This window comes from Streptomyces sp. NPDC001889 (genome assembly GCF_053594535.1).
The window spans coordinates 25,692-46,648 of sequence record NZ_JBSFER010000003.1; the positions used below are offsets into that span (position 1 = coordinate 25,692).

25 protein-coding genes are annotated in these 20,957 nt (G+C 69.3%); 22 read left to right on the top strand and 3 right to left on the bottom strand.

The window, feature by feature from the left end:
- Positions 1-10: 10 nt before the first annotated feature.
- The 16 genes from rpsH to truA all read left to right on the top strand — a co-directional run bounded on the left by rpsH (position 11) and on the right by truA (position 10,486).
- Positions 11-409: a 30S ribosomal protein S8 gene (gene rpsH / locus ACWCRA_RS03610; RefSeq protein WP_005313538.1), complete on the top strand. Its 399-nt coding sequence runs from the start codon at positions 11-13 to the stop codon at positions 407-409.
- A 21-nt stretch (positions 410-430) separates the two neighbouring features.
- Positions 431-970, top strand: a complete 540-nt coding sequence (gene rplF / locus ACWCRA_RS03615; RefSeq protein ID WP_351547836.1) for a 50S ribosomal protein L6 — start codon at positions 431-433, stop codon at positions 968-970.
- Between the two features lie 3 nt (positions 971-973).
- Entirely contained in the window at positions 974-1,357 is a 384-nt protein-coding gene (gene rplR / locus ACWCRA_RS03620; protein WP_153486742.1) for a 50S ribosomal protein L18, read from the top strand.
- A 46-nt stretch (positions 1,358-1,403) separates the two neighbouring features.
- A complete protein-coding gene (gene rpsE, locus ACWCRA_RS03625; protein ID WP_005313527.1) occupies positions 1,404-2,009 on the top strand; it encodes a 30S ribosomal protein S5 in 606 nt (201 codons plus the stop codon).
- A complete protein-coding gene (gene rpmD, locus ACWCRA_RS03630; protein WP_005313525.1) occupies positions 2,009-2,191 on the top strand; it encodes a 50S ribosomal protein L30 in 183 nt (60 codons plus the stop codon). The genes rpsE and rpmD overlap by 1 nt, the downstream gene beginning before the upstream one ends.
- Before the next feature lies 1 nt (position 2,192).
- Positions 2,193-2,648 carry a 50S ribosomal protein L15 gene (gene rplO / locus ACWCRA_RS03635; protein WP_351547833.1) on the top strand — a complete coding sequence of 152 codons (456 nt, stop codon included), beginning with the start codon at positions 2,193-2,195 and terminating at the stop codon, positions 2,646-2,648.
- Positions 2,649-2,905: 257 nt separating this feature from the next.
- Complete coding sequence (gene secY, locus ACWCRA_RS03640; protein WP_351547831.1) at positions 2,906-4,225, top strand: preprotein translocase subunit SecY; 1,320 nt, start codon at positions 2,906-2,908, stop codon at positions 4,223-4,225.
- Positions 4,225-4,884 carry an adenylate kinase gene (locus ACWCRA_RS03645; RefSeq protein ID WP_351547829.1) on the top strand — a complete coding sequence of 220 codons (660 nt, stop codon included), beginning with the start codon at positions 4,225-4,227 and terminating at the stop codon, positions 4,882-4,884. Before secY ends, ACWCRA_RS03645 begins: the two co-directional genes overlap by 1 nt.
- 194 nt (positions 4,885-5,078) lie before the next feature.
- A complete protein-coding gene (gene map, locus ACWCRA_RS03650; RefSeq protein ID WP_351547826.1) occupies positions 5,079-5,915 on the top strand; it encodes a type I methionyl aminopeptidase in 837 nt (278 codons plus the stop codon).
- A 208-nt stretch (positions 5,916-6,123) separates the two neighbouring features.
- On the top strand, positions 6,124-6,345 hold the full coding sequence (gene infA / locus ACWCRA_RS03655; protein ID WP_003956442.1) for a translation initiation factor IF-1: 222 nt from the start codon (positions 6,124-6,126) through the stop codon (positions 6,343-6,345).
- Between the two features lie 66 nt (positions 6,346-6,411).
- A complete protein-coding gene (gene rpmJ, locus ACWCRA_RS03660) occupies positions 6,412-6,525 on the top strand; it encodes a 50S ribosomal protein L36 (protein ID WP_003956441.1) in 114 nt (37 codons plus the stop codon).
- A 194-nt stretch (positions 6,526-6,719) separates the two neighbouring features.
- Positions 6,720-7,100, top strand: a complete 381-nt coding sequence (gene rpsM, locus ACWCRA_RS03665; RefSeq protein ID WP_266659690.1) for a 30S ribosomal protein S13 — start codon at positions 6,720-6,722, stop codon at positions 7,098-7,100.
- Between the two features lie 99 nt (positions 7,101-7,199).
- On the top strand, positions 7,200-7,604 hold the full coding sequence (gene rpsK, locus ACWCRA_RS03670) for a 30S ribosomal protein S11 (protein ID WP_003956432.1): 405 nt from the start codon (positions 7,200-7,202) through the stop codon (positions 7,602-7,604).
- A gap of 226 nt (positions 7,605-7,830) precedes the next feature.
- A complete protein-coding gene (locus ACWCRA_RS03675) occupies positions 7,831-8,853 on the top strand; it encodes a DNA-directed RNA polymerase subunit alpha (RefSeq protein ID WP_003956430.1) in 1,023 nt (340 codons plus the stop codon).
- Positions 8,854-8,981: 128 nt separating this feature from the next.
- Positions 8,982-9,488, top strand: a complete 507-nt coding sequence (gene rplQ, locus ACWCRA_RS03680; protein ID WP_351547822.1) for a 50S ribosomal protein L17 — start codon at positions 8,982-8,984, stop codon at positions 9,486-9,488.
- Positions 9,489-9,598: 110 nt separating this feature from the next.
- Positions 9,599-10,486 (top strand): tRNA pseudouridine(38-40) synthase TruA, encoded by an 888-nt coding sequence (gene truA / locus ACWCRA_RS03685; RefSeq protein ID WP_351547820.1) that lies wholly within the window; start codon positions 9,599-9,601, stop codon positions 10,484-10,486.
- Here truA and ACWCRA_RS03690 read toward each other — a convergent pair.
- Positions 10,457-11,395 (bottom strand): hypothetical protein, encoded by a 939-nt coding sequence (locus ACWCRA_RS03690; RefSeq protein WP_451066782.1) that lies wholly within the window; start codon positions 11,393-11,395, stop codon positions 10,457-10,459. The two genes, truA and ACWCRA_RS03690, sit on opposite strands and share 30 nt — an antisense overlap.
- A 55-nt stretch (positions 11,396-11,450) precedes the next feature.
- On the opposite strand from ACWCRA_RS03690, the gene ACWCRA_RS03695 reads away from it, so the two are divergent.
- From ACWCRA_RS03695 to glmM, 4 genes are all read left to right on the top strand, one after another.
- A complete protein-coding gene (locus ACWCRA_RS03695; protein ID WP_351547814.1) occupies positions 11,451-13,073 on the top strand; it encodes an ABC-F family ATP-binding cassette domain-containing protein in 1,623 nt (540 codons plus the stop codon).
- A gap of 330 nt (positions 13,074-13,403) precedes the next feature.
- Entirely contained in the window at positions 13,404-13,847 is a 444-nt protein-coding gene (rplM, locus tag ACWCRA_RS03700; protein ID WP_351547811.1) for a 50S ribosomal protein L13, read from the top strand.
- A 41-nt stretch (positions 13,848-13,888) separates the two neighbouring features.
- Positions 13,889-14,410, top strand: coding sequence for a 30S ribosomal protein S9 (rpsI, locus tag ACWCRA_RS03705; RefSeq protein ID WP_351547808.1), 522 nt, complete (start codon positions 13,889-13,891; stop codon positions 14,408-14,410).
- 204 nt (positions 14,411-14,614) lie between these two features.
- Positions 14,615-15,973, top strand: a complete 1,359-nt coding sequence (gene glmM, locus ACWCRA_RS03710) for a phosphoglucosamine mutase (protein ID WP_351547805.1) — start codon at positions 14,615-14,617, stop codon at positions 15,971-15,973.
- Between the two features lie 663 nt (positions 15,974-16,636).
- On the opposite strand, the gene ACWCRA_RS03715 is transcribed toward glmM, so the two are convergent.
- Positions 16,637-17,005 carry a holo-ACP synthase gene (locus ACWCRA_RS03715; RefSeq protein WP_351547802.1) on the bottom strand — a complete coding sequence of 123 codons (369 nt, stop codon included), beginning with the start codon at positions 17,003-17,005 and terminating at the stop codon, positions 16,637-16,639.
- A gap of 4 nt (positions 17,006-17,009) precedes the next feature.
- Positions 17,010-18,857, bottom strand: coding sequence for a glutamine--fructose-6-phosphate transaminase (isomerizing) (gene glmS / locus ACWCRA_RS03720; RefSeq protein WP_351547799.1), 1,848 nt, complete (start codon positions 18,855-18,857; stop codon positions 17,010-17,012).
- Between the two features lie 90 nt (positions 18,858-18,947).
- Between glmS and coaA the strand changes: the two genes are divergently transcribed.
- Both coaA and ACWCRA_RS03730 read left to right on the top strand, forming a co-directional pair.
- Positions 18,948-19,979 (top strand): type I pantothenate kinase, encoded by a 1,032-nt coding sequence (gene coaA / locus ACWCRA_RS03725; protein ID WP_451066874.1) that lies wholly within the window; start codon positions 18,948-18,950, stop codon positions 19,977-19,979.
- Positions 19,980-19,992: 13 nt separating this feature from the next.
- Entirely contained in the window at positions 19,993-20,955 is a 963-nt protein-coding gene (locus ACWCRA_RS03730) for a DUF389 domain-containing protein (protein WP_351547796.1), read from the top strand.
- Positions 20,956-20,957: the final 2 nt, after the last annotated feature.

A 20,957-nucleotide genomic window follows, 5' to 3' on the forward strand; every position in this document is an offset into this window, starting at 1 on the left:
AGGCCAATTCATGACCATGACTGATCCCATCGCAGACATGCTGACGCGTCTGCGTAACGCGAACTCGGCGTACCACGACTCCGTCGTGATGCCGCACAGCAAGATCAAGTCGCACATCGCGGAGATCCTCCAGCAGGAGGGCTTCATCACGGGCTGGAAGGTCGAGGACGCCGAGGTCGGCAAGAACCTCGTCCTCGAGCTCAAGTTCGGCCCGAACCGTGAGCGCTCCATCGCGGGCATCAAGCGGATCTCGAAGCCGGGTCTCCGGGTGTACGCGAAGTCCACCAACCTGCCCAAGGTTCTCGGTGGCCTCGGCGTGGCGATCATCTCCACGTCGCACGGCCTCCTGACCGGCCAGCAGGCACAGAAGAAGGGCGTGGGTGGGGAAGTCCTCGCCTACGTCTGGTAGTCGGGAACGGAGGAATAGCCAATGTCGCGAATCGGCAAGCTCCCCATTCAGGTTCCCGCCGGTGTGGACGTCACCATCGATGGCCGTACGGTCGCGGTGAAGGGCCCCAAGGGGACCCTGAGCCACACCGTCGCCGCGCCGATCGAGATCGTTAAGGGTGAGGACGGCGTTCTCAGCGTCACCCGCCCGAACGACGAGCGTCAGAACAAGGCCCTTCACGGCCTGTCCCGCACGCTGGTGGCGAACATGATCACCGGTGTGACCACGGGGTACACGAAGGCGCTCGAAATCAGCGGTGTCGGTTACCGCGTCGCCGCGAAGGGCTCCAACCTGGAGTTCCAGCTCGGTTACAGCCACTCGATCCTGGTGGAGGCGCCCGAGGGCATCTCCTTCAAGGTCGAGTCGCCGACCAAGTTCTCGGTCGAGGGCATCGACAAGCAGAAGGTCGGCGAGGTCGCCGCGAACATCCGCAAGCTGCGGAAGCCCGACCCGTACAAGGCCAAGGGCGTCAAGTACGCGGGCGAGGTCATCCGCCGCAAGGTCGGAAAGGCGGGTAAGTAAGCCATGGCATACGGTGTCAAGATTGCTAAGGGCGACGCGTACAAGCGCGCCGCCATCAAGCGACGCCATATCCGCGTCCGCAAGCACGTCTCCGGTACGCCGGAGCGTCCGCGCCTGGTCGTGACGCGTTCCAACCGCAACATCGTGGCTCAGGTCATCGACGACATCGCGGGCCACACGCTCGCGTCGGCGTCGACCCTGGACGTCTCGATCCGCGGTGGCGAGGGCGACAAGAGCGCCCAGGCCAAGCAGGTCGGTGCCCTGGTCGCTGAGCGCGCCAAGGCCGCCGGCGTCGAGGCCGTCGTGTTCGACCGTGGTGGCAACAGGTACGCCGGGCGCATTGCCGCTCTGGCTGACGCCGCCCGCGAAGCCGGGCTGAAGTTCTAAGCCCCGGTTCCGGGACTAACGGACGTAACAGAGAGAGGTAAATCCAATGGCTGGACCCCAGCGCCGCGGAAGCGGTGCCGGTGGCGGCGAGCGGCGGGACCGGAAGGGCCGTGACGGCGGCGCAGCTGCCGCCGAGAAGACCGCGTACGTTGAGCGCGTTGTCGCGATCAACCGCGTCGCCAAGGTTGTCAAGGGTGGTCGTCGCTTCAGCTTCACCGCGCTCGTCGTGGTGGGCGATGGTGACGGCACCGTCGGTGTCGGTTACGGCAAGGCCAAGGAGGTGCCGGCCGCCATCGCCAAGGGTGTTGAGGAGGCCAAGAAGCACTTCTTCAAGGTCCCCCGTATCCAGGGCACCATCCCGCACCCCATCCAGGGTGAGAAGGCCGCGGGCGTCGTCCTGCTGAAGCCTGCTTCCCCCGGTACCGGTGTTATCGCCGGTGGCCCGGTGCGCGCCGTTCTGGAGTGCGCCGGCGTTCACGACATCCTGTCGAAGTCGCTCGGCTCCGACAACGCGATCAACATCGTGCACGCGACCGTGGCGGCCCTCAAGGGCCTGCAGCGTCCCGAGGAGATCGCGGCTCGCCGTGGTCTGCCCCTCGAGGACGTCGCCCCCGCGGCTCTCCTGCGGGCACGTGCGGGAGCGGGTGCGTAATGGCCCGCCTCAAGATCACGCAGACGAAGTCGTACATCGGCAGCAAGCAGAACCACCGCGACACGCTGCGCTCGCTGGGCCTCAAGCGGCTCAACGACGTGGTTGTCAAGGAGGACCGCCCCGAGTTCCGCGGAATGGTGCACACCGTCCGCCACCTCGTGACGGTTGAGGAGGTCGACTGACATGGCGGAGAACAACCCGCTGAGGGTCCACAACCTCCGTCCTGCCCCGGGCGCCAAGACCGCCAAGACCCGTGTGGGTCGTGGTGAGGCGTCCAAGGGTAAGACCGCTGGTCGTGGAACCAAGGGCACCAAGGCCCGTTACCAGGTTCCGGAGCGCTTCGAGGGCGGGCAGATGCCCCTCCACATGCGTCTCCCGAAGCTCAAGGGCTTCAAGAACCCGTTCCGCACCGAGTACCAGGTTGTCAACCTGGAGAAGCTCGCCGTTCTCTACCCCGAGGGTGGAGAGGTCACGGTGGCCGATCTGGTCGCCAAGGGTGCGGTTCGCAAGAACCAGCTCGTCAAGGTCCTGGGCCAGGGCGAGATCTCCGTGGCGCTGACGGTGACGGTTGACTCCGTTTCCGGCTCCGCCAAGGAGAAGATCGCTGCCGCTGGCGGCAGCGTCACCGAGCTCGTCTGAGACCAGTTCGGTGGCTAAAGGCTGAAACATCCGACCGGGGATGCCCTCTCAAATGGGGCATCCCCGGTTGGTCGTTCCTAGGGGGGCACCGTCGCCGGTAAGGTGGCGTGCACTGTTGCTGTAAAGATGCGGGGGCTCTGCCCTCGTGCCCGTAAGGTCCGCTTCCGCAGGGGCCGTATGGGATTGCCTGATTCGTATTCGTCGATCCTCAAGACCGTCACCTCTGACGCAGTAGCGCGGGGGTCGCAGGAGGCACCGTGCTCACCGCGTTCGCCCGGGCGTTCAAGACGCCCGACCTGCGCAAGAAGCTGCTCTTCACGCTCGGCATCATCGTGCTGTACAGGATCGGGTCACACATCCCGGTTCCCGGCATCGATTACCAGAACGTACAGATCTGTGTCAAACAGGCTTCAGAGAGCAACAACAGCCTGTTCGGCCTGGTGAATATGTTCAGTGGCGGCGCGCTGCTGCAGATCACCATCTTCGCGCTGGGCATCATGCCGTACATCACGGCGAGCATCATCCTGCAGCTGCTGACCGTGGTCATTCCGCGGCTGGAGGCCCTCAAGAAGGAGGGCCAGTCCGGCACCGCGAAGATTACCCAGTACACCCGCTATCTCACGGTCGCCCTCGCCGTGCTCCAGGGCACCGGCCTGGTGGCGACGGCCCGCAGCGGTGCGCTGTTCAGCGGCTGCCAAGTGGCCAATCAGATCGTGCCGGACCGATCAATCTTCACAACGATCATCATGGTGACCACCATGACCGCCGGTACCGCCGCCACCATGTGGCTCGGTGAGCTGATCACCGACCGCGGTATCGGCAACGGAATGTCGATCCTGATGTTCATCTCGATCGCCGCCGGCTTCCCCGGCGCGCTGTGGGCCATCAAGGAGAGCGGCAAGCTCGCCCAGGGCTGGATCGAGTTCGGCACCGTCATCCTGATCGGCTTTGTGATGGTGGGCCTGGTCGTCTTTGTGGAACAGGCCCAGCGCCGAATCCCGGTCCAGTACGCCAAGCGCATGATCGGCCGCCGGTCCTACGGCGGTACGTCCACCTACATCCCGCTCAAGGTGAACCAGGCGGGTGTCATTCCCGTCATCTTCGCCTCGTCGCTGCTGTACATTCCGGCGCTGGTCGCCCAGTTCTCCAGCGGTACGTCCGGCTGGAAGACCTTCATCGAGTCGTACTTCGTCAAGGGCGACCACCCCTACTACATCACCGCGTACTTCCTCCTGATCGTGTTCTTCGCGTTCTTCTATGTCGCGATCTCGTTCAACCCCGAGGAAGTCGCGGACAACATGAAGAAGTATGGTGGCTTCATCCCGGGAATCCGGGCAGGTCGACCTACTGCCGAGTATCTGAGCTACGTGCTCAACAGGATCACTTGGCCGGGCTCGCTGTACCTGGGTCTGATTGCTCTCGTCCCGACGATGGCGTTGGCAGGCTTCGGAGGCGCTAACCAGAACTTCCCGTTCGGCGGGACGAGCATCCTCATCATCGTGGGTGTGGGTCTGGAGACCGTGAAGCAGATCGAGAGCCAGCTCCAGCAGCGCAATTACGAAGGGTTCCTCCGCTGATGCGAATCGTCCTCGTCGGGCCACCCGGTGCCGGCAAGGGAACGCAGGCTGCGTACCTTGCCGAGAACCTGTCGATCCCGCACATCTCAACGGGCGACCTCTTCCGTGCCAATATCAGCAAAGGCACCGACCTCGGTCGGCAGGCCAAGTCCTACATGGACGCGGGAGAGCTGGTGCCCGATGAGGTCACCATCGGCATGGCCAAGGACCGGATGGAACAGCCGGACGCCGGGAACGGCTTCCTGCTCGACGGCTTCCCTCGCAATGTCTCGCAGGCCGAGGCGCTCGACGCGATGCTGAAGTCCGAGGGCATGACGCTCGACGCGGTGCTGGACCTGGAGGTCCCCGAGGACGAGGTCGTGAAGCGGATCGCGGGCCGCCGCATCTGCCGCAACGACTCCAGCCATGTCTTCCATGTCACCTACTCGCCCCCGCGGCAGGACGGTGTCTGCGACACCTGCGGTGGCGCTCTGTATCAGCGCGACGACGACTCCGAGGAGACCGTCCGCAAGCGCCTGGAGGTCTACCACACCCAGACCGAGCCGATCATCGACTACTACCGGGGCCAGGGCCTCGTGGTGACGATCTCGGCGCTGGGGAAGGTCACCGATGTGACCGGCCGGGCGATGGAAGCACTGAACAAGCCCGAGAGCGCCTGACCAGGGCGCGCGGGATCAGCTGAACGACGTGAACGGCCGTGGTGTCCGAGCGACACCGCGGCCGTCCGCGTGGGGCGGGGCCCTCGGCCTTCGCCGATAATTGAGGCGACCCGGCACACGGGGAACCGAAGCGGAGCGCGATCACCTCCGCGAGACGGCGGCCGTCCGGCCGCACAGAGGGAGAAGGCAAGGCCATGGTGCAGATCAAGACCCCGGAGCAGATCGCGAAGATGCGCGAGGCGGGGCTGGTCGTCGCCGCGATCCATGCCGCGACCCGCGAAGCCGCCGTCCCCGGCGCCACCACCCGCGACCTGGACGAGGTGGCCCGCAAGGTCATCGCCGACCACGGCGCGAAGTCGAACTTCCTGGGGTACGGCGGGTTCCCCGCCACCATCTGCACCTCGGTCAACGAGGTCGTGGTCCACGGCATCCCCGACGACAAGACCGTCCTCAAGGACGGCGACCTCCTCTCCATCGACGCCGGCGCGATCATCGACGGCTGGCACGGGGACGCCGCCTTCACCGTCTTCGTCGGCACCGGTCACGCCCCGGAGCTGGTCGAGCTGTCCCGGGTGACCGAGGAGTCCATGTGGGCCGGGATCGCCGCCATGAAGCCCGGCAACCGGCTGGTGGACGTCTCCCGCGCCATCGAGACGTACATCCGCCGCCAGCCGAAGCCCGGCGGCGGCCGGTACGGGATCGTCGAGGACTACGGCGGCCACGGCATCGGCACCGAGATGCACATGGACCCGCATCTGCTGAACTATGTCGCCCGCAAGCGCGGCAAGGGCCCCAAGCTGGTCCCCGGCTTCTGTCTGGCGATCGAGCCGATGGTCTCGCTGGGCACGCCGCTGACCGAGGTGCTCTCCGACGACTGGACCGTGATCACCACGGACGGGACCTGGTCCTCCCACTGGGAGCACTCCGTCGCCGTCACCGAGGAGGGCCCCCTCGTGCTCACCTCGCCCGACTGCGGCCGGGCCAAGCTCGCCGAGCTGGGGATCACGGCGGCGCCCGACCCCCTCGGCTGAGACGCTCCCCGGCTCTCCCCCCGCCGGGATTTCTCCGGCGGGGGTTCTTACCGGACCGGATGGCGTAAGGATCACCCCGGATGGGCAGACATCCCTGATTCGTCTTTTCGGATGGCCTGACGTAGACTGATGCGTCGGCTCTCGTGTACCCGTGTGTCTGCACACGGCGGCGGGAGTCGATCAAGGTAGCCGATTCGAAGGGCGAAGCGTGGCCAAGAAGCAAGGTGCCATCGAGATCGAGGGCACCGTGATCGAGTCCCTCCCGAACGCGATGTTCAAGGTGGAGCTTCAGAACGGTCACAAGGTCCTCGCGCACATCTCCGGCAAGATGCGGATGCACTACATCCGTATCCTCCCGGACGACAGGGTCGTGGTGGAGCTGTCTCCGTACGACCTGACGCGTGGCCGGATCGTCTACCGGTACAAGTAGATCTTGTCGCGCCCTTCCCGGGTTCCGGGGCGGGTGTCGGCACTGACCCGGAGAACCTGACATCCCATGAAGGTCAAGCCGAGCGTCAAGAAGATCTGCGACAAGTGCAAGGTGATCCGCCGTCACGGCCGGGTCATGGTCATCTGCGACAACCTGCGCCACAAGCAGCGCCAGGGCTGACGCACGCCAACCTGCACTACCGCAGTTCTTCGCGCGACGCGAGCAAACGTACATACGCAGAACCCGCCCAGCCCGCAAGGGCCGGCGACACCTCCGGCGGGGGCCGGGGACCCGGACGTACCACTCCACTTTCCGTGGGGTCGGCGGTCGGGACAGGTTCTGTGGAAGACCCCCGAAAACACAGGAGCCGTTGAATGGCACGCGTTTCCGGTGTCGACATCCCGCGCGAAAAGCGCGTGGAGATCGCACTCACCTACGTCTTCGGTATCGGGCGCACCCGGTCCAAGGAGATCCTCGCCTCGACCGGCGTGAACCCGAACACCCGCGTTCGTGACCTGGCCGAAGAGGACCTGGTCAAGATCCGCGAGTACGTGGACGCCAACCTCCGCACCGAGGGTGACCTCCGGCGTGAGGTGCAGGCCGACATCCGCCGCAAGGTCGAGATCGGCTGCTACCAGGGTCTCCGTCACCGTCGCGGCCTGCCCGTCCACGGTCAGCGCACCAGCACGAACGCCCGTACCCGCAAGGGCCCGCGTCGCGCCATCGCCGGCAAGAAGAAGCCGGGCAAGAAGTAGTCCTCAGCGGACGCTGCGGATGCCGGGGGGCGACCCCCGGGCCCCGCACAGCCAAGCGGTCTTCGCTGTAGGACCGACCACCTCCCGTAGGAGATATAGATGCCCCCCAAGGGTCGTCAGGGCGCTGCCAAGAAGGTGCGCCGCAAGGAAAAGAAGAACGTCGCTCACGGCCACGCGCACATCAAGAGCACGTTCAACAACACCATCGTCTCGATCACGGACCCCTCGGGCAACGTGATCTCCTGGGCCTCCGCCGGCCACGTCGGCTTCAAGGGCTCGCGCAAGTCCACCCCCTTCGCCGCGCAGATGGCCGCCGAGTCGGCCGCCCGCCGCGCGCAGGAGCACGGCATGCGCAAGGTCGACGTCTTCGTCAAGGGTCCCGGCTCCGGCCGTGAGACCGCGATCCGCTCGCTCCAGGCCACGGGCCTGGAGGTCGGCTCGATCCAGGACGTCACCCCCACGCCGCACAACGGCTGCCGTCCGCCGAAGCGCCGCCGCGTCTGAGGCAGGCCAAGGCCGGGACGGTGTTCGCTGCCGGGGGTGTGGGGGTTGCCCCCCTCATACCGCGGCACGGCTGCCGTCCGCCGAAGCGCCGCCGCGTCTGACGCGTTCGCGTTTCGCTGGAGTGTCCGGGCGGTACGGCCCCCTTTCGGGGCGTACCGCCCGTACCCTTGTCACACATATGTCGGGCGTCAAATAGCGGGCGCCCCCGACTGAAGGACCGATACACATGCTGATCGCTCAGCGCCCCTCGCTGACCGAAGAGGTCGTGGACGAGTACCGCTCCCGGTTCGTTATCGAGCCGCTCGAGCCGGGCTTCGGCTACACCCTCGGCAACTCCCTCCGCCGCACCCTCCTCTCCTCGATCCCGGGTGCGGCCGTCACGTCCATCCGTATCGACGGTGTCCTGCACGAGTTCACCACCGTGCCGGGTGTCAAGGAGGACGTGACCGACCTCATTCTCAACATCAAGCAGCTGGTCGTCTCCTCGGAGCACGACGAGCCCGTCGTGATGTACCTGCGCAAGCAGGGCCCCGGGCTGGTCACCGCCGCCGACATCGCGCCCCCGGCCGGTGTCGAGGTGCACAACCCCGACCTGGTGCTCGCCACGCTGAACGGCAAGGGCAAGCTGGAGATGGAGCTGACCGTCGAGCGCGGTCGCGGCTATGTCTCCGCCGTCCAGAACAAGCAGGTGGGCCAGGAGATCGGCCGTATCCCGGTCGACTCCATCTACTCCCCGGTCCTCAAGGTCACCTACAAGGTCGAGGCGACCCGAGTCGAGCAGCGCACCGACTTCGACAAGCTGATCGTCGACGTCGAGACCAAGCAGGCGATGCGTCCCCGTGACGCCATGGCCTCCGCCGGCAAGACCCTGGTCGAGCTGTTCGGTCTCGCCCGCGAGCTGAACATCGACGCCGAGGGCATCGACATGGGCCCGTCCCCCACGGACGCCGCCCTCGCCGCCGATCTGGCGCTGCCGATCGAGGAGCTGGAGCTGACAGTCCGCTCCTACAACTGCCTCAAGCGTGAGGGCATCCACTCGGTGGGCGAGCTCGTCGCCCGCTCCGAGGCGGACCTGCTCGACATCCGCAACTTCGGCGCCAAGTCGATCGACGAGGTCAAGGCGAAGCTGGCCGGCATGGGCCTGGCGCTCAAGGACAGCCCGCCCGGATTCGACCCGACCGCCGCCGCCGACGCCTTCGGCGCCGACGACGACGCGGACGCCGGTTTCGTGGAGACCGAGCAGTACTGATCCACCTCCGGCGGGGTGCGCGGGATCTCCCGGGCGCCCCGCCCGGAAAGCCTTCCCACGGGCAGCCGCCCGCGGGGAACTGACACCGGTACCTGACACGGCCGGTGCAGCACACAAGGAGAAACACCATGCCGAAGCCCGCCAAGGGTGCCCGTCTGGGCGGCAGCGCCGCGCACGAGCGTCTGCTCCTCGCGAACCTCGCGAAGCAGCTGTTCGAGCACGGCCGCATCAGGACGACCGAGGCCAAGGCCCGCCGCCTGCGTCCGGTCGCCGAGCGCCTGATCACCAAGGCGAAGAAGGGCGACATCCACAACCGTCGCCTGGTCCTCGCGACGATCACGGACAAGAGCATCGTGCACACGCTCTTCACCGAGATCGCCCCGCGTTACGCCGAGCGCCCGGGTGGCTACACCCGTATCACCAAGGTCGGCAACCGCCGTGGTGACAACGCGCGCATGGCCGTGATCGAGCTGGTCGAGGGCGAGATCGCCAAGAAGGCCACCGTCGCCGAGGCCGAGGCCGCCGCCAAGCGCGCGGTCAAGGAGGACGCCCTCAAGAAGGAGGACGCGCCCGTCGAGGACGCGCCCGCCGAGACCGCCGAGGACGCCAAGCCGGCCGAGGAGCCCAAGGCCTGACCTTGGCTCGCGCAGTCGGTGAACGGGTCCGCTCCCTCCGGGGAGCGGGCCCGTTCCGCTTGTCGGGAGGCCGGTCCGGGGCTGTCCGGGGCTCTGAGAGGATCTGTGGCGTGAGTGATGATGTGGAGCCCGGTGCGGTCAGGGTCCGGCTGGATCTGTCGTACGACGGGAAGGACTTCTCCGGGTGGGCCAAGCAGGCCGGCGGGCGGCGCACCGTCCAGGGGGAGATCGAGGACGCGCTGCGGACCGTGACCCGGTCCTCCCGGACGTATGAGCTGACCGTCGCCGGACGCACCGACGCGGGGGTGCACGCGCGCGGGCAGGTGGCCCATGTCGATCTTCCGGCCGAGGTGTGGGACGAGCACCGCGAGAAGCTGCTGAAGCGGCTCTCCGGGCGGCTGGCGCGCGATGTGCGGATCTGGCGGGTCGCCGAGGCGCCCGCGGGCTTCAACGCCCGGTTCTCGGCCGTCTGGCGGCGGTACGCCTACCGGGTGACCGACCACCCCGGAGGGGTCGACCCGCTGCTGCGCGGCCATGTGCTCTGGCACGACTGGCCGCTGGACGTGGACGCCATGAACGAGGCGGCGGCCGGCCTGGTGGGCGAGCACGACTTCGCCGCGTACTGCAAGAGGCGCGAGGGCGCGACCACCATCCGCACCCTCCAGCGGCTCTCCTGGGAGCGGGACGCCGACGGGATCGTCACCGCGACCGTGCGGGCCGACGCCTTCTGCCACAACATGGTGCGGTCGCTGGTCGGCGCGCTGCTCTTCGTCGGCGACGGGCACCGGCCGGCGAGCTGGCCCGCGAAGGTGCTGGCCGCCGGGGTGCGGGACTCGGCGGTGCATGTGGTGCGGCCCCACGGGCTCACCCTGGAGGAGGTCGGCTACCCGGCCGACGAGCTGCTGGCGGCCCGGAATCTGGAGGCCCGCAACCGGCGCTCGCTCCCGGGCGCGGCCGGCGGCCCCGGCTCAGCCGGCGGGCTCGGCGACTGCTGCTGAGGCCTGGGCGTTCCCCCGGCGGACGATCTGGCGGAAGACGAACTCCGTCAGATCATCCTTGGCGCGGTAGGCCCGCTTGTCGCCGGTGGTGACGGACGTGCCGGTGGTGTACCCGGTGGCCGTGAAGTAGGCGTACCGCCCGTAGGAGTTGGACGTGAAGAGGCAGGCCGGGCCGCCCTTGCAGAAGACGGGGACGCCGGAGCCGCTCAGCGGGGCGATGTTGCCGGTGGACTGGCGGGCGGCCTTCTTCGCCTCGGCCTCCCGGCCGAAGACCGCGACACCGACCGTGACCGCGACGCCGTCCTTGGTGTAGGTGGCGCGGAAGACCTGGTCGCAGCCGTTGCGCGCCAGGACGGTGCCCAGTCCGCCCTGGGTGGCCGCGGCACAGCTCCCGGCCCGGGCGGCCGGACCCTTCGCGTATGCCCGGTCGCCCATGGTCAGCTTCCGGCCGGGGAAGAGGGTGTCCGCGGTCAGCGGCGCGGTGTCCTTCTCCTCGCTGGAGATGAAGTCCTTGGGGTCGGGTGCCTCGGGCGGGGCGACGGAGGAGAACTCCGGCTCGGGCCGGGAGGAGTCGCTCGGCAGCTCCTGCGGGCCGGGCAGCTCACTGGCGCCGGCCCGCGGCGACTTCCCGTCGCTGTCGCTGGAGCGGACGATCGCGGTGGCGACCAGGGAGACGATCGCGATGGTCGCGAGCGCCCCGCCGCCCAGCAGCAGCATCCGCCTGCGGCGGCTGCGGGCCGCCGAGGCGTCGGCGAGCGCGGCCCAGTCGGGGGTGGAGCCGGCCCCCTGGTGCGGCGGCCCTCCCGTGCCCGAGGGGCCAGAGGACCCGGGTGCGCCCTGCCGGGAGTGGTACGGATTCTCGTCCTGCCCGCCGGAGCCCCACTGGGGTCCCCCCTGCCCAAAGCTCATGCCGCGCATCCTAAACCGGTTGGGCGCCGGGGGGCCCGGAGGACAGAATCGGGGTATGGGACATCTGGAAGCGGCACATCTTGAGTACTACCTCCCCGACGGGCGGGTGCTGCTCGGCGACGCCTCGTTCCGGGTGGGTGAGGGCGCGGTGGTCGCGCTCGTCGGGGCGAACGGGGCCGGTAAGACGACCCTGCTGCGGCTGATCGCGGGCGAGCTGCGGCCGCACGGCGGCTCGGTGACGGTCAGCGGCGGTCTCGGGGTGATGCGCCAGTTCATCGGCTCGGTGCGGGACGAGCGGACCGTGCGCGATCTGCTGGTGTCCCTGGCCCAGCCCCGGGTGCGCGACGCGGCGAAGGCGGTCGACGAGGCCGAGCATCTGATCATGACGGTGGACGACGAGTCCGCGCAGATGCGGTACGCGCAGGCGCTGAGCGACTGGGCGGAGGCGCGGGGGTACGAGTCGGAGACCGTCTGGGACATGTGCACGATGGCCGCGCTGGGCGTCCCGTACGAGCGGGCGCAGTGGCGGGAGCTGCGGACCCTCAGCGGCGGCGAGCAGAAGCGGCTGGCGCTGGAGGCGCTGCTGCGGGGGCCCGAGGAGGTGCTGCTGCTGGACGAGCCGGACAACTATCTGGACGTGCCCGGCAAGCGCTGGCTGGAGGAGCGGCTGAAGGAGACCCGCAAGACCGTGCTCTTCGTCTCCCACGACCGGGAGCTGCTGGCGCGCACGGCGGAGAAGATCGTCTCGGTGGAGCCCAGCCCGGCGGGGTCGGACGTCTGGGTGCACGGCGGCGGATTCGGTACGTACCACGAGGCGCGCGCGGAGCGGTTCGCCCGGTTCGAGGAGCTGGGGCGCCGCTGGGAGGAGAAGCGGGCGCAGCTCAAGCGGCTGGTCCTGGACATGCAGCAGTACGCGGCGCGCAGTGACGAAATGGCCTCGCGCTACCAGGCGGCGAAGACCCGGCTGCGGAAGTTCGAGGAGGCGGGGCCGCCGCCCGAGCCGCCGCGCAAGCAGGAGATCACGATGCGGCTGCGCGGCGGGCGCACCGGGGTGCGGGCGGTGACCTGTGAGCGGCTGGAGCTGACCGGTCTGATGAAACCGTTCGATCTGGAGGTCTTCTACGGCGAGCGGGTCGCGGTGCTGGGGTCGAACGGCTCGGGGAAGTCGCACTTCCTGCGGCTGCTCGCGGGTGAGGGCACGGTGGCGCACACGGGTGCGTGGAAGCTGGGAGCCCGGGTGACGCCGGGCCATTTCGCGCAGACGCACGCCCATCCGGAGCTGCTGGGCCGGCCCCTGGTCGAGATCCTCTGGGCCGAGTACGCCAAGGACCGGGGCGGCGCGATGTCGGTGCTGCGGCGGTACGAGCTGGAGCGGCAGGGGGACCAGCCCTTCGACAAGCTCTCCGGCGGGCAGCAGGCGCGCTTCCAGATCCTGCTCCTGGAGCTCCAGGGCACCACCGCGCTGCTGCTGGACGAGCCGACGGACAACCTCGACCTGGAGTCGGCGGAGGCGCTCCAGGAGGGCCTGGAGGCCTATGAGGGGACGGTGCTGGCGGTGACCCACGATCGCTGGTTCGCGCGCAGTTTCGACCGCTATCTGGTCTTCGGCTCGGACGGGGTGGTGCGGGAGACCGAGGGGCCCGTCTGGGACGAGCGGCGGGTGGAGCGGGCCCGCTGACCGGGCTTCCCGGGCCCCCGGCGCGCGGGCTCGCGGAGCGGCTCCGGGGGGTGTCCGCGCAGGTGCGGGGAGTGGGGGCGCGGCCGGCGTTTTGACCCGTCCGGCGGTGCGCGGGTAAGCTGCTGCTTCGTTATGCGTATTGGCTTGCTCTATCTCACGTGAGGGGCCCTTACGCCGGTCCACCGGCCGATGACCAGCGGCGGTGCTCGGGTTGCGTCCCCGAAGTGCTGCCAGTGCTGTTGTGATTGTCCGGCTGGCCTTGTCAGGACCCGCTCCCCGTGCCTCCGGGCCCAGGGAGACCCACTCACTGAAGAAGCGAAGGCTACGACCGTGCGTACGTACAGCCCCAAGCCCGGCGATGTCACGCGCCAGTGGCACATCATCGACGCGCAGGACATCGTCCTGGGCCGTCTGGCGACTACGGCAGCGAACCTCCTCCGGGGCAAGCACAAGCCGATCTACGCCCCCCACATGGACATGGGCGACTTCGTCATCATCATCAACGCCGAGAAGGTTCACCTCTCCGGCAACAAGAAGACCCAGAAGATGGCGTACCGCCACTCCGGCTACCCGGGCGGTCTGCGCTCCGTCCGCTACGACGAGCTGCTGGCCAAGAGCCCCGAGAAGGCCGTGGAGAAGGCCATCAAGGGCATGATCCCCAAGAACACCCTGGGCCGTCAGATGCTCTCGAAGCTGAAGGTCTACGCGGGTGAGAACCACCCGCACGCTGCTCAGCAGCCGGTCCCGTTCGAGATCACCCAGGTCGCGCAGTAGTTCCGGCCATCCCCTAAGACGAAAAGAATCTGAGGAATATCGTGGCCGAGACCACCGCTGAAGCCCCCGTCGTCGAGGGCGAAGAGACCTACGCCGAGGTCACCACCTTCGAGTCGGAGGTGCCCGTCGAGGGCGAGTACACCTCCGAGTCCCTGGCCTCCCGGTTCGGCGACCCGCAGCCGGCCGCCGGCCTGGGCCGCCGCAAGAACGCCATCGCCCGTGTCCGGATCGTTCCGGGCACCGGCAAGTGGAAGATCAACGGCCGCACCCTTGAGGATTACTTCCCCAACAAGGTGCACCAGCAGGAAGTCAACGAGCCCTTCAAGGTGCTGGAGCTCGACGACCGCTACGACGTCATCGCCCGTATCTCGGGTGGCGGTGTCTCCGGTCAGGCCGGTGCCCTGCGCCTCGGCGTGGCCCGTGCGCTGAACGAGGCGGACGTGGACAACAACCGCGCGCCGCTGAAGAAGGCCGGCTTCCTGAGCCGCGACGACCGTGCGGTCGAGCGCAAGAAGGCCGGTCTGAAGAAGGCCCGTAAGGCTCCGCAGTACAGCAAGCGTTAATCGCCTGCTCGGTCTGCACTGTACGTACGCCCCGGCAGCACTCCGTGCTGCCGGGGCGTACGTCTTTCCCTGCCCGGGCGGTGATCGCGCCCATTTACCACGGCCCGGAGCACGCGTTTTCCACCACCTCGGGCGTAGAACGGGCATGAAGCGTTCATAGGCTTGCTTTTTCGGAGCATCACGGACCAATTTCGGAGGACAGCTGTGGGACGACTCTTCGGCACGGACGGTGTGCGCGGTGTCGCCAACGCGGATCTGACGGCGGAGCTGGCACTCGGCCTCTCGGTCGCCGCCGCGCATGTGCTCGCCGAGGCGGGAACCTTCGCGGGACACCGGCCGACCGCCGTGGTCGGGCGTGATCCACGGGCGTCGGGGGAGTTCCTGGAGGCCGCCGTGGTGGCGGGTCTGGCGAGCGCCGGGGTGGATGTGCTGCGCGTCGGCGTGCTGCCGACGCCCGCGGTGGCGTATCTGACCGGCGCGCTCGGCGCCGACTTCGGCGTGATGCTCTCCGCCAGCCACAACGCCATGCCGGACAACGGCATCAAGCTTCTCGCGCGCGGCGGGCACAAGCTCGCCGACGAGCTGGAGGAGCGCATCGAGACGGTGTACGAGCAGCACCGGACGGGTGCTCCCTGGGACCGGCCCACCGGGGCGGGCGTGGGGCGGGTCACCGACTACGACGAGGGTGTCGAGCGGTACGTGACCCACCTCGCCGCTGTGGTGCCCAACCGGCTCGACGGGCTGAAGGTCGTCCTGGACGAGGCGCACGGCGCGGCCTCCCGGGTCTCGCCCGAGGCGTTCACCCGGGCCGGGGCCGAGGTCGTGACCATCGGCGCGGAGCCGGACGGGCTCAACATCAACGACGGCTGCGGCTCGACCCACCTGGACCAGCTGAAGGCGGCGGTGCTGGTGCACGGCGCGGACCTCGGCATCGCGCACGACGGGGACGCGGACCGCTGCCTCGCGGTCGACGGCGCGGGCGAGGAGGTCGACGGCGACCAGATCCTCGCGGTGCTGGCGCTGGCGATGCGCGAGGCGGGGACGCTCCGGGGGAACACCGTGGTCGGGACCGTGATGTCCAACCTCGGGTTCAAGATCGCGATGGAGCGGGAGGGGGTGGAGCTGGTGCAGACGGCGGTGGGGGACCGGTACGTCCTGGAGTCGATGAAGCAGCACGGGTACGCGCTCGGGGGCGAGCAGTCCGGGCATGTGATCATCCTGGACCACGCGACCACCGGCGACGGCACCCTCACCGGTCTGCTGCTGGCGGCCCGGGTGGCGGCGACCGGGCGCTCCCTGGCGGAGCTGGCCTCGGTGATGGACCGGCTGCCGCAGGTGCTGATCAATGTGCCGGACGTGGACAAGTCGCGGGTGCACACGTCGGCGGAGCTGGCGAACGCGGTGGCGGAGGCGGAGCGGGAGCTGGGGGCGACGGGGCGGGTGCTGCTGCGCCCGTCGGGGACGGAGCCGCTGGTCCGCGTGATGGTGGAGGCGGCCGACATCGAACAGGCCCGCGCGGTGGCGGGGCGTTTGGCGGACGCGGTGAAGTCCGCCCTGGGGTAGCCCTCCGGGGGGGCGCGGTGAGGGCGCCTGTGCCCCGGGGGCCTCGTATGGTGCGGGGTTCTGTGGCACGGGGTCCGTCCTCAAGCGCCGGACGGGCTGGGAAACCTCAGCCTCGCCGGCGTTTGAGGCGCGGGGTTCGGGGCGTGGCCCTGACCGGGGCTCGTATGGTGCGGGGTTCTGTGGCACGGGGTCCGTCCTCAAGCGCCGGACGGGCTGGTTTTCGTGTGCTCGGGCACTTGTGCGGCGGAAGCCGTCCTCAATCGCCGGACGGGCTGGGAAACCTCAGCCTCGCCGGCGTTTGAGGCGCGGGGTTCGGGGCGTGGCCCTGACCGGGGCTCGTATGGTGCGGGTTCCTGTGGCACAGGGTCCGTCCTCAAGCGCCGGACGGGCTGGTTTTCGTGTGCTCGGGCACCTGTGCGGCGGAAGCCGTCCTCAAGCGCCGGGCGGGCTGGGAAACCTCAGCCTTGCCGGCGTTTGAGGCGCGGGGTTCGGGGCGGGGCCCTGACCGGGGCTCGTATGGTGCGGGTTCCTGTGGCACAGGGTCCGTCCTCAAGCGCCGGGCGGGCTGGTTTTCGTGTGCTCGGGCACTTGTGCGGCGGAAGCTGTCCTCAAGCGCCGGGCGGGCTGGAAAACTCAGCCTCGCCGGCGTTTGAGGCGCGAGGGTCAGGACTCGGCGATGACCACCGCCGAGGCCACCCCGGCGTCATGGCTCAGCGAGATGTGCCACGACCTCACCCCCAGCGCCTCCGCCCTCGCCGCCACCGTCCCCGACACCCGCAGCCTCGGCCTCCCGCTCTCCTCCACGTACACCTCCGCGTCCGTCCAGTGCAGCCCCGCCGGCGCGCCCAGCGCCTTCGCCACCGCTTCCTTCGCGGCGAAACGCGCCGCCAGCGAGGCATAGCCGCGCCGCTCCCCGCTGGGCAGCAGCAGCTCCCGCTCCAGGAAGAGCCGGGCCGCCAGCCCGGGTGTCCGTCTCAGCGACGCCGCGAACCGGTCGATCTCCGCGACATCGATCCCCACCCCAATGATCATCCGCTCACTCCACCGTCACCGACTTGGCCAGATTCCTCGGCTGGTCGACCTCATTGCCGCGCGCGGTCGCCAGCTCGCACGCGAAGACCTGCAGGGGCACGGTCGCCACCAGCGGCTGGAGCAGCGCCGGCACCGCCGGCACCCGGACCAGATGGTCCGCGTACGGCACCACCTCCTCGTCCCCCTCCTCCGCGATCACGATCGTCCGCGCGCCCCGCGCCCGGATCTCCTGGATGTTGGAGATCAGTTTGTCGTGCAGCACCGGCCCTCCGCACGGCGACGGCATCACCACCACCACCGGCAGATCCTCCTCGATCAGCGCGATCGGCCCGTGCTTCAGCTCTCCCGCCGCGAACCCCTCCGCGTGCATGTACGCCAGCTCCTTCAGCTTCAGCGCCCCCTCCAGCGCCACCGGATGGCCCACATGGCGCCCGAGGAAGAGCACCGTGTCCTTCCCGGCCAGCGAACGCGCCAGCTCCCGCACCGGCTCCATGGTGCCCAGCAGCCGCGCCACTGCCTCCGGGACCTCCGCCAGTTCGCGGATGACGGCCCGGACCTCGGCCGGGGTCCGGGCGCCGCGCGTCTGCCCCAGATACAGCGCCACCAGATAGCAGGCCACGAGCTGGGTCAGAAACGCCTTGGTGGACGCGACGGCGACCTCGGGCCCCGCGTGCGTGTAGAGCACCGCGTCCGACTCCCGGGGGATCGTGGACCCGTTGGTGTTGCAGACCGCGAGCACCCGGGCGCCCTGCTCCCGCGCGTGGCGCAGCGCCATCAGGGTGTCCATGGTCTCCCCGGACTGGGAGATCGCGATCACCAGCGTCCGCCGGTCCAGGATGGGGTCCCGGTAGCGGAACTCGCTCGCCAGCTCCACCTCGCACGGAACCCGGGCCCAGTGCTCGACGGCGTACTTCGCGATCAGTCCGGCGTGGAAGGCGGTCCCGCACGCCACGACGACGACCTTGGTGGCCTCCCGCAGCGCGGAGACCGGGATGCGCACCTCGTCGAGCGTCAGCGACCCCGTGTCGTCGACCCGGCCGAGGAGCGTATCGGCCATGGCCCGGGGCTGCTCGGCGATCTCCTTGAGCATGAAGTGATCATGACCCCCCTTCTCCGCGGCCGATGCGTCCCAGTCCACGTGGTACGACCGCACATCCGCCGGAGCGCCGTCGAAGCCGGTGACCCGCACGCCGTCCCGCCGCAGCTCCACCACCTGGTCCTGACCCAGCTCGATCGCGGACCTCGTATGGGCGATGAACGCGGCCACATCCGACGCGAGAAAGGACTCACCCTCCCCAACGCCCACCACCAGCGGCGAGTTCCGGCGCGCGCCGACCACCACACCCGGCTCGTCCGCGTGCACCGCGACCAGCGTGAAGGCGCCCTCCAGCCGCCGGCACACCTGCCGCATCGCCTCCGCCAGATCCCCGCACGCCGAGAACGCCTCGGCCAGCAGATGCGAGACCGCCTCCGTGTCCGTCTCGGAGCGCAGCCGGTGCCCGCGCCCGGCCAGCTCGGCGCGGAGCCGTGCGAAGTTCTCGATGATGCCGTTGTGGACGACGGCGACCCGGCCCGCGTTGTCCAGATGCGGATGGGCGTTGGCGTCGGTGGGGGCGCCGTGGGTGGCCCAGCGCGTGTGCCCGATGCCGGTGGAGCCGGCGGGCAGCGGCCGGTCCTTCAGCTCCTTCTCCAGATTGACGAGCTTCCCGGCCTTCCTGGCCGAGGCCAGCCCGCCGTCGGAGAGCACGGCCGCACCGGCCGAGTCGTACCCCCGGTACTCCAGCCGCCGCAGGCCCGCCATCACCACATCGAGCGCCGACTGCCCACCGACGTATCCCACAATTCCGCACATGTCGGCAGCCTACGGCGGCGGCGCCGCGTGACCGAGCACACCACCCGGAACGGGTGCGCCCCCGGCGGCACCCCCGACAATGTGAAGGTGATCTCTTCGCCGCCACAGAGCACACCGGGCACGCAGGGCACGCCGAGCGCCTCGCACGGCACCCCGCGCCGCGCGGAACACGGGCCGACGCCCTATGTCGACCTCACCCGCGCTCAGTGGAGCGCCCTGCGCGACAAGACCCCGCTCCCCCTCACCGCCGAGGAGGTCGAGCGGCTGCGCGGGCTCGGGGACGTGATCGACCTGGACGAGGTGCGGGATGTCTATCTGCCGCTCTCCCGGCTGCTCAACCTCTATGTCCAGGCCACCGGGGAGCTGCGGGGCGCGCTGAACACCTTCCTCGGGGACGCCGGGAGCGGCCAGGGCGAGCAGCGCGGCACGCCCTTCGTCATAGGGGTCGCCGGGTCGGTGGCCGTCGGCAAGTCGACGGTCGCCCGCATCCTCCAGGCCCTGCTGGCGCGGTGGCCGGAGCACCCCCGGGTGGAGCTGGTCACCACGGACGGCTTTCTGCTGCCGATGAAGGAGCTGAAGGCGCGGGGGCTGATGTCCCGGAAGGGTTTCCCCGAGTCCTTCGACCGGCGCGCGCTGACCCGCTTCGTCGCGGACATCAAGGCGGGCAAGGACGAGGTCACCGCGCCGGTCTACTCGCATCTGCTCTACGACATCGTGCCCGGTGAGCGGCTCACGGTGCGGCGGCCCGACATCCTGATCGTGGAGGGCCTCAATGTCCTCCAGCCGGCGCTGCCGGGGAGCGACGGGCGCACCAGGGTCGCCCTCGCGGACTACTTCGACTTCTCCGTGTACGTGGACGCGCGGGCCGAGGACATCGAGCGGTGGTATCTGAGCCGGTTCCGGCAGCTGCGGGAGACGGCGTTCCAGAACCCGTTCTCGTACTTCCGGAAGTACACGCAGGTGTCGGAGGCGGAGGCGATGGAGTACGCGCGGACCATGTGGCGCACCATCAACAAGCCGAACCTCCTGGAGAACGTGGCCCCCACCCGGGGCCGCGCCACACTGGTCCTCCGCAAGGGCCCGGACCACACGGTCCAGCGGCTGTCGCTGCGCAAGCTCTGAAGGGGACCGCCGAGTGCTGCATCTGCGTCTGATCACCCCGGCCGACCGCACCGCCGAGGTGCTGCGCCTGGTGGAGGAGACCGTGGGCACCGCCCATGTGGCCGTGGTGCCCGGGGCCGCCCGCGATCCGCTGGGCGATCTGGTGATGTGCGATGTGGCGCGGGAGGCGGGCGACGAGCTGATCGGCGCGCTGCGCGAGCTGGGGATCGACGACTGCGGCTCGATCGCCGTCGAGAACATCGATCTGTCGCTGTCGAAGCGCGCGGACCGGGCGGAGGAGGAGGCTCCGGGGGAGGGCGCGGACGCGGTGCTCTGGGAGCACCTGGAGGACGCGACCCATGAGGAGTCCACGCTCTCCGTCACCTATATCGCCTTCCTGGCGCTGGCGACGATGATCGCGGCGTGCGGGGTGGTGCTGGACAACGCGATCCTGATCGTCGGCGCCATGGCGGTCGGCCCGGAGTTCGGCCCGCTGGCCGGGTTCTGCACGGGGGTGGTGCGGCGCGCTCCCCGGCTGGTGTGGCGGTCGCTGGTGGCGGTGGTGGCGGGGTTCCTGCTGGCCATGCTGATCACGGTGGGGTTCAGCCAGGTGATGGAGTGGTGGGGGCTGTTCGAGGCGTCGATGCTGGAGGCGGACCGGCCCAACACCAGCTTCATCTGGCAGCCGGATCTGTTCTCGTTCGTGGTGGCGGTGCTGGCCGGGGTGGCGGGGACGCTCTCGCTGACATCGGCGAAGTCGGGGGCGCTGGTGGGGGTGGCGATCTCGGTGACGACGGTGCCGGCGGCGGCGAACGCGGCGGTGGCCTTCAGTTTCGAGGAGTACCGGCAGGCCTGGGGGTCGGTGGAGCAGCTGCTGCTGAACCTTCTGGGGATCGTCCTGGCGGGGACGCTCACCCTGCTGGTCCAGAAGCTCCTGTGGTCCCGCACCTCGGGGACGAGGTCCCCGGACGCGACTCGGCCCCCTCCCGGCCGATGAGC

Coding starts and splice junctions, on each gene's coding strand:
- ACWCRA_RS03695 (WP_351547814.1), top strand. CDS start 11,451: ATGGGACATCTGGAAGCGGCACATCTTGAGTACTACCTCCCCGACGGG.
- rpmJ (WP_003956441.1), top strand. CDS start 6,412: ATGAAGGTCAAGCCGAGCGTCAAGAAGATCTGCGACAAGTGCAAGGTG.
- rpsH (WP_005313538.1), top strand. CDS start 11: ATGACCATGACTGATCCCATCGCAGACATGCTGACGCGTCTGCGTAAC.
- rpmD (WP_005313525.1), top strand. CDS start 2,009: ATGGCCCGCCTCAAGATCACGCAGACGAAGTCGTACATCGGCAGCAAG.
- ACWCRA_RS03690 (WP_451066782.1), bottom strand. CDS start 11,395: ATGAGCTTTGGGCAGGGGGGACCCCAGTGGGGCTCCGGCGGGCAGGAC.
- rpsE (WP_005313527.1), top strand. CDS start 1,404: ATGGCTGGACCCCAGCGCCGCGGAAGCGGTGCCGGTGGCGGCGAGCGG.
- map (WP_351547826.1), top strand. CDS start 5,079: ATGGTGCAGATCAAGACCCCGGAGCAGATCGCGAAGATGCGCGAGGCG.
- rpsM (WP_266659690.1), top strand. CDS start 6,720: ATGGCACGCGTTTCCGGTGTCGACATCCCGCGCGAAAAGCGCGTGGAG.
- rplQ (WP_351547822.1), top strand. CDS start 8,982: ATGCCGAAGCCCGCCAAGGGTGCCCGTCTGGGCGGCAGCGCCGCGCAC.
- glmS (WP_351547799.1), bottom strand. CDS start 18,857: ATGTGCGGAATTGTGGGATACGTCGGTGGGCAGTCGGCGCTCGATGTG.
- rplF (WP_351547836.1), top strand. CDS start 431: ATGTCGCGAATCGGCAAGCTCCCCATTCAGGTTCCCGCCGGTGTGGAC.
- ACWCRA_RS03645 (WP_351547829.1), top strand. CDS start 4,225: ATGCGAATCGTCCTCGTCGGGCCACCCGGTGCCGGCAAGGGAACGCAG.
- rplO (WP_351547833.1), top strand. CDS start 2,193: ATGGCGGAGAACAACCCGCTGAGGGTCCACAACCTCCGTCCTGCCCCG.
- ACWCRA_RS03715 (WP_351547802.1), bottom strand. CDS start 17,005: ATGATCATTGGGGTGGGGATCGATGTCGCGGAGATCGACCGGTTCGCG.
- ACWCRA_RS03675 (WP_003956430.1), top strand. CDS start 7,831: ATGCTGATCGCTCAGCGCCCCTCGCTGACCGAAGAGGTCGTGGACGAG.
- rplR (WP_153486742.1), top strand. CDS start 974: ATGGCATACGGTGTCAAGATTGCTAAGGGCGACGCGTACAAGCGCGCC.
- rpsK (WP_003956432.1), top strand. CDS start 7,200: ATGCCCCCCAAGGGTCGTCAGGGCGCTGCCAAGAAGGTGCGCCGCAAG.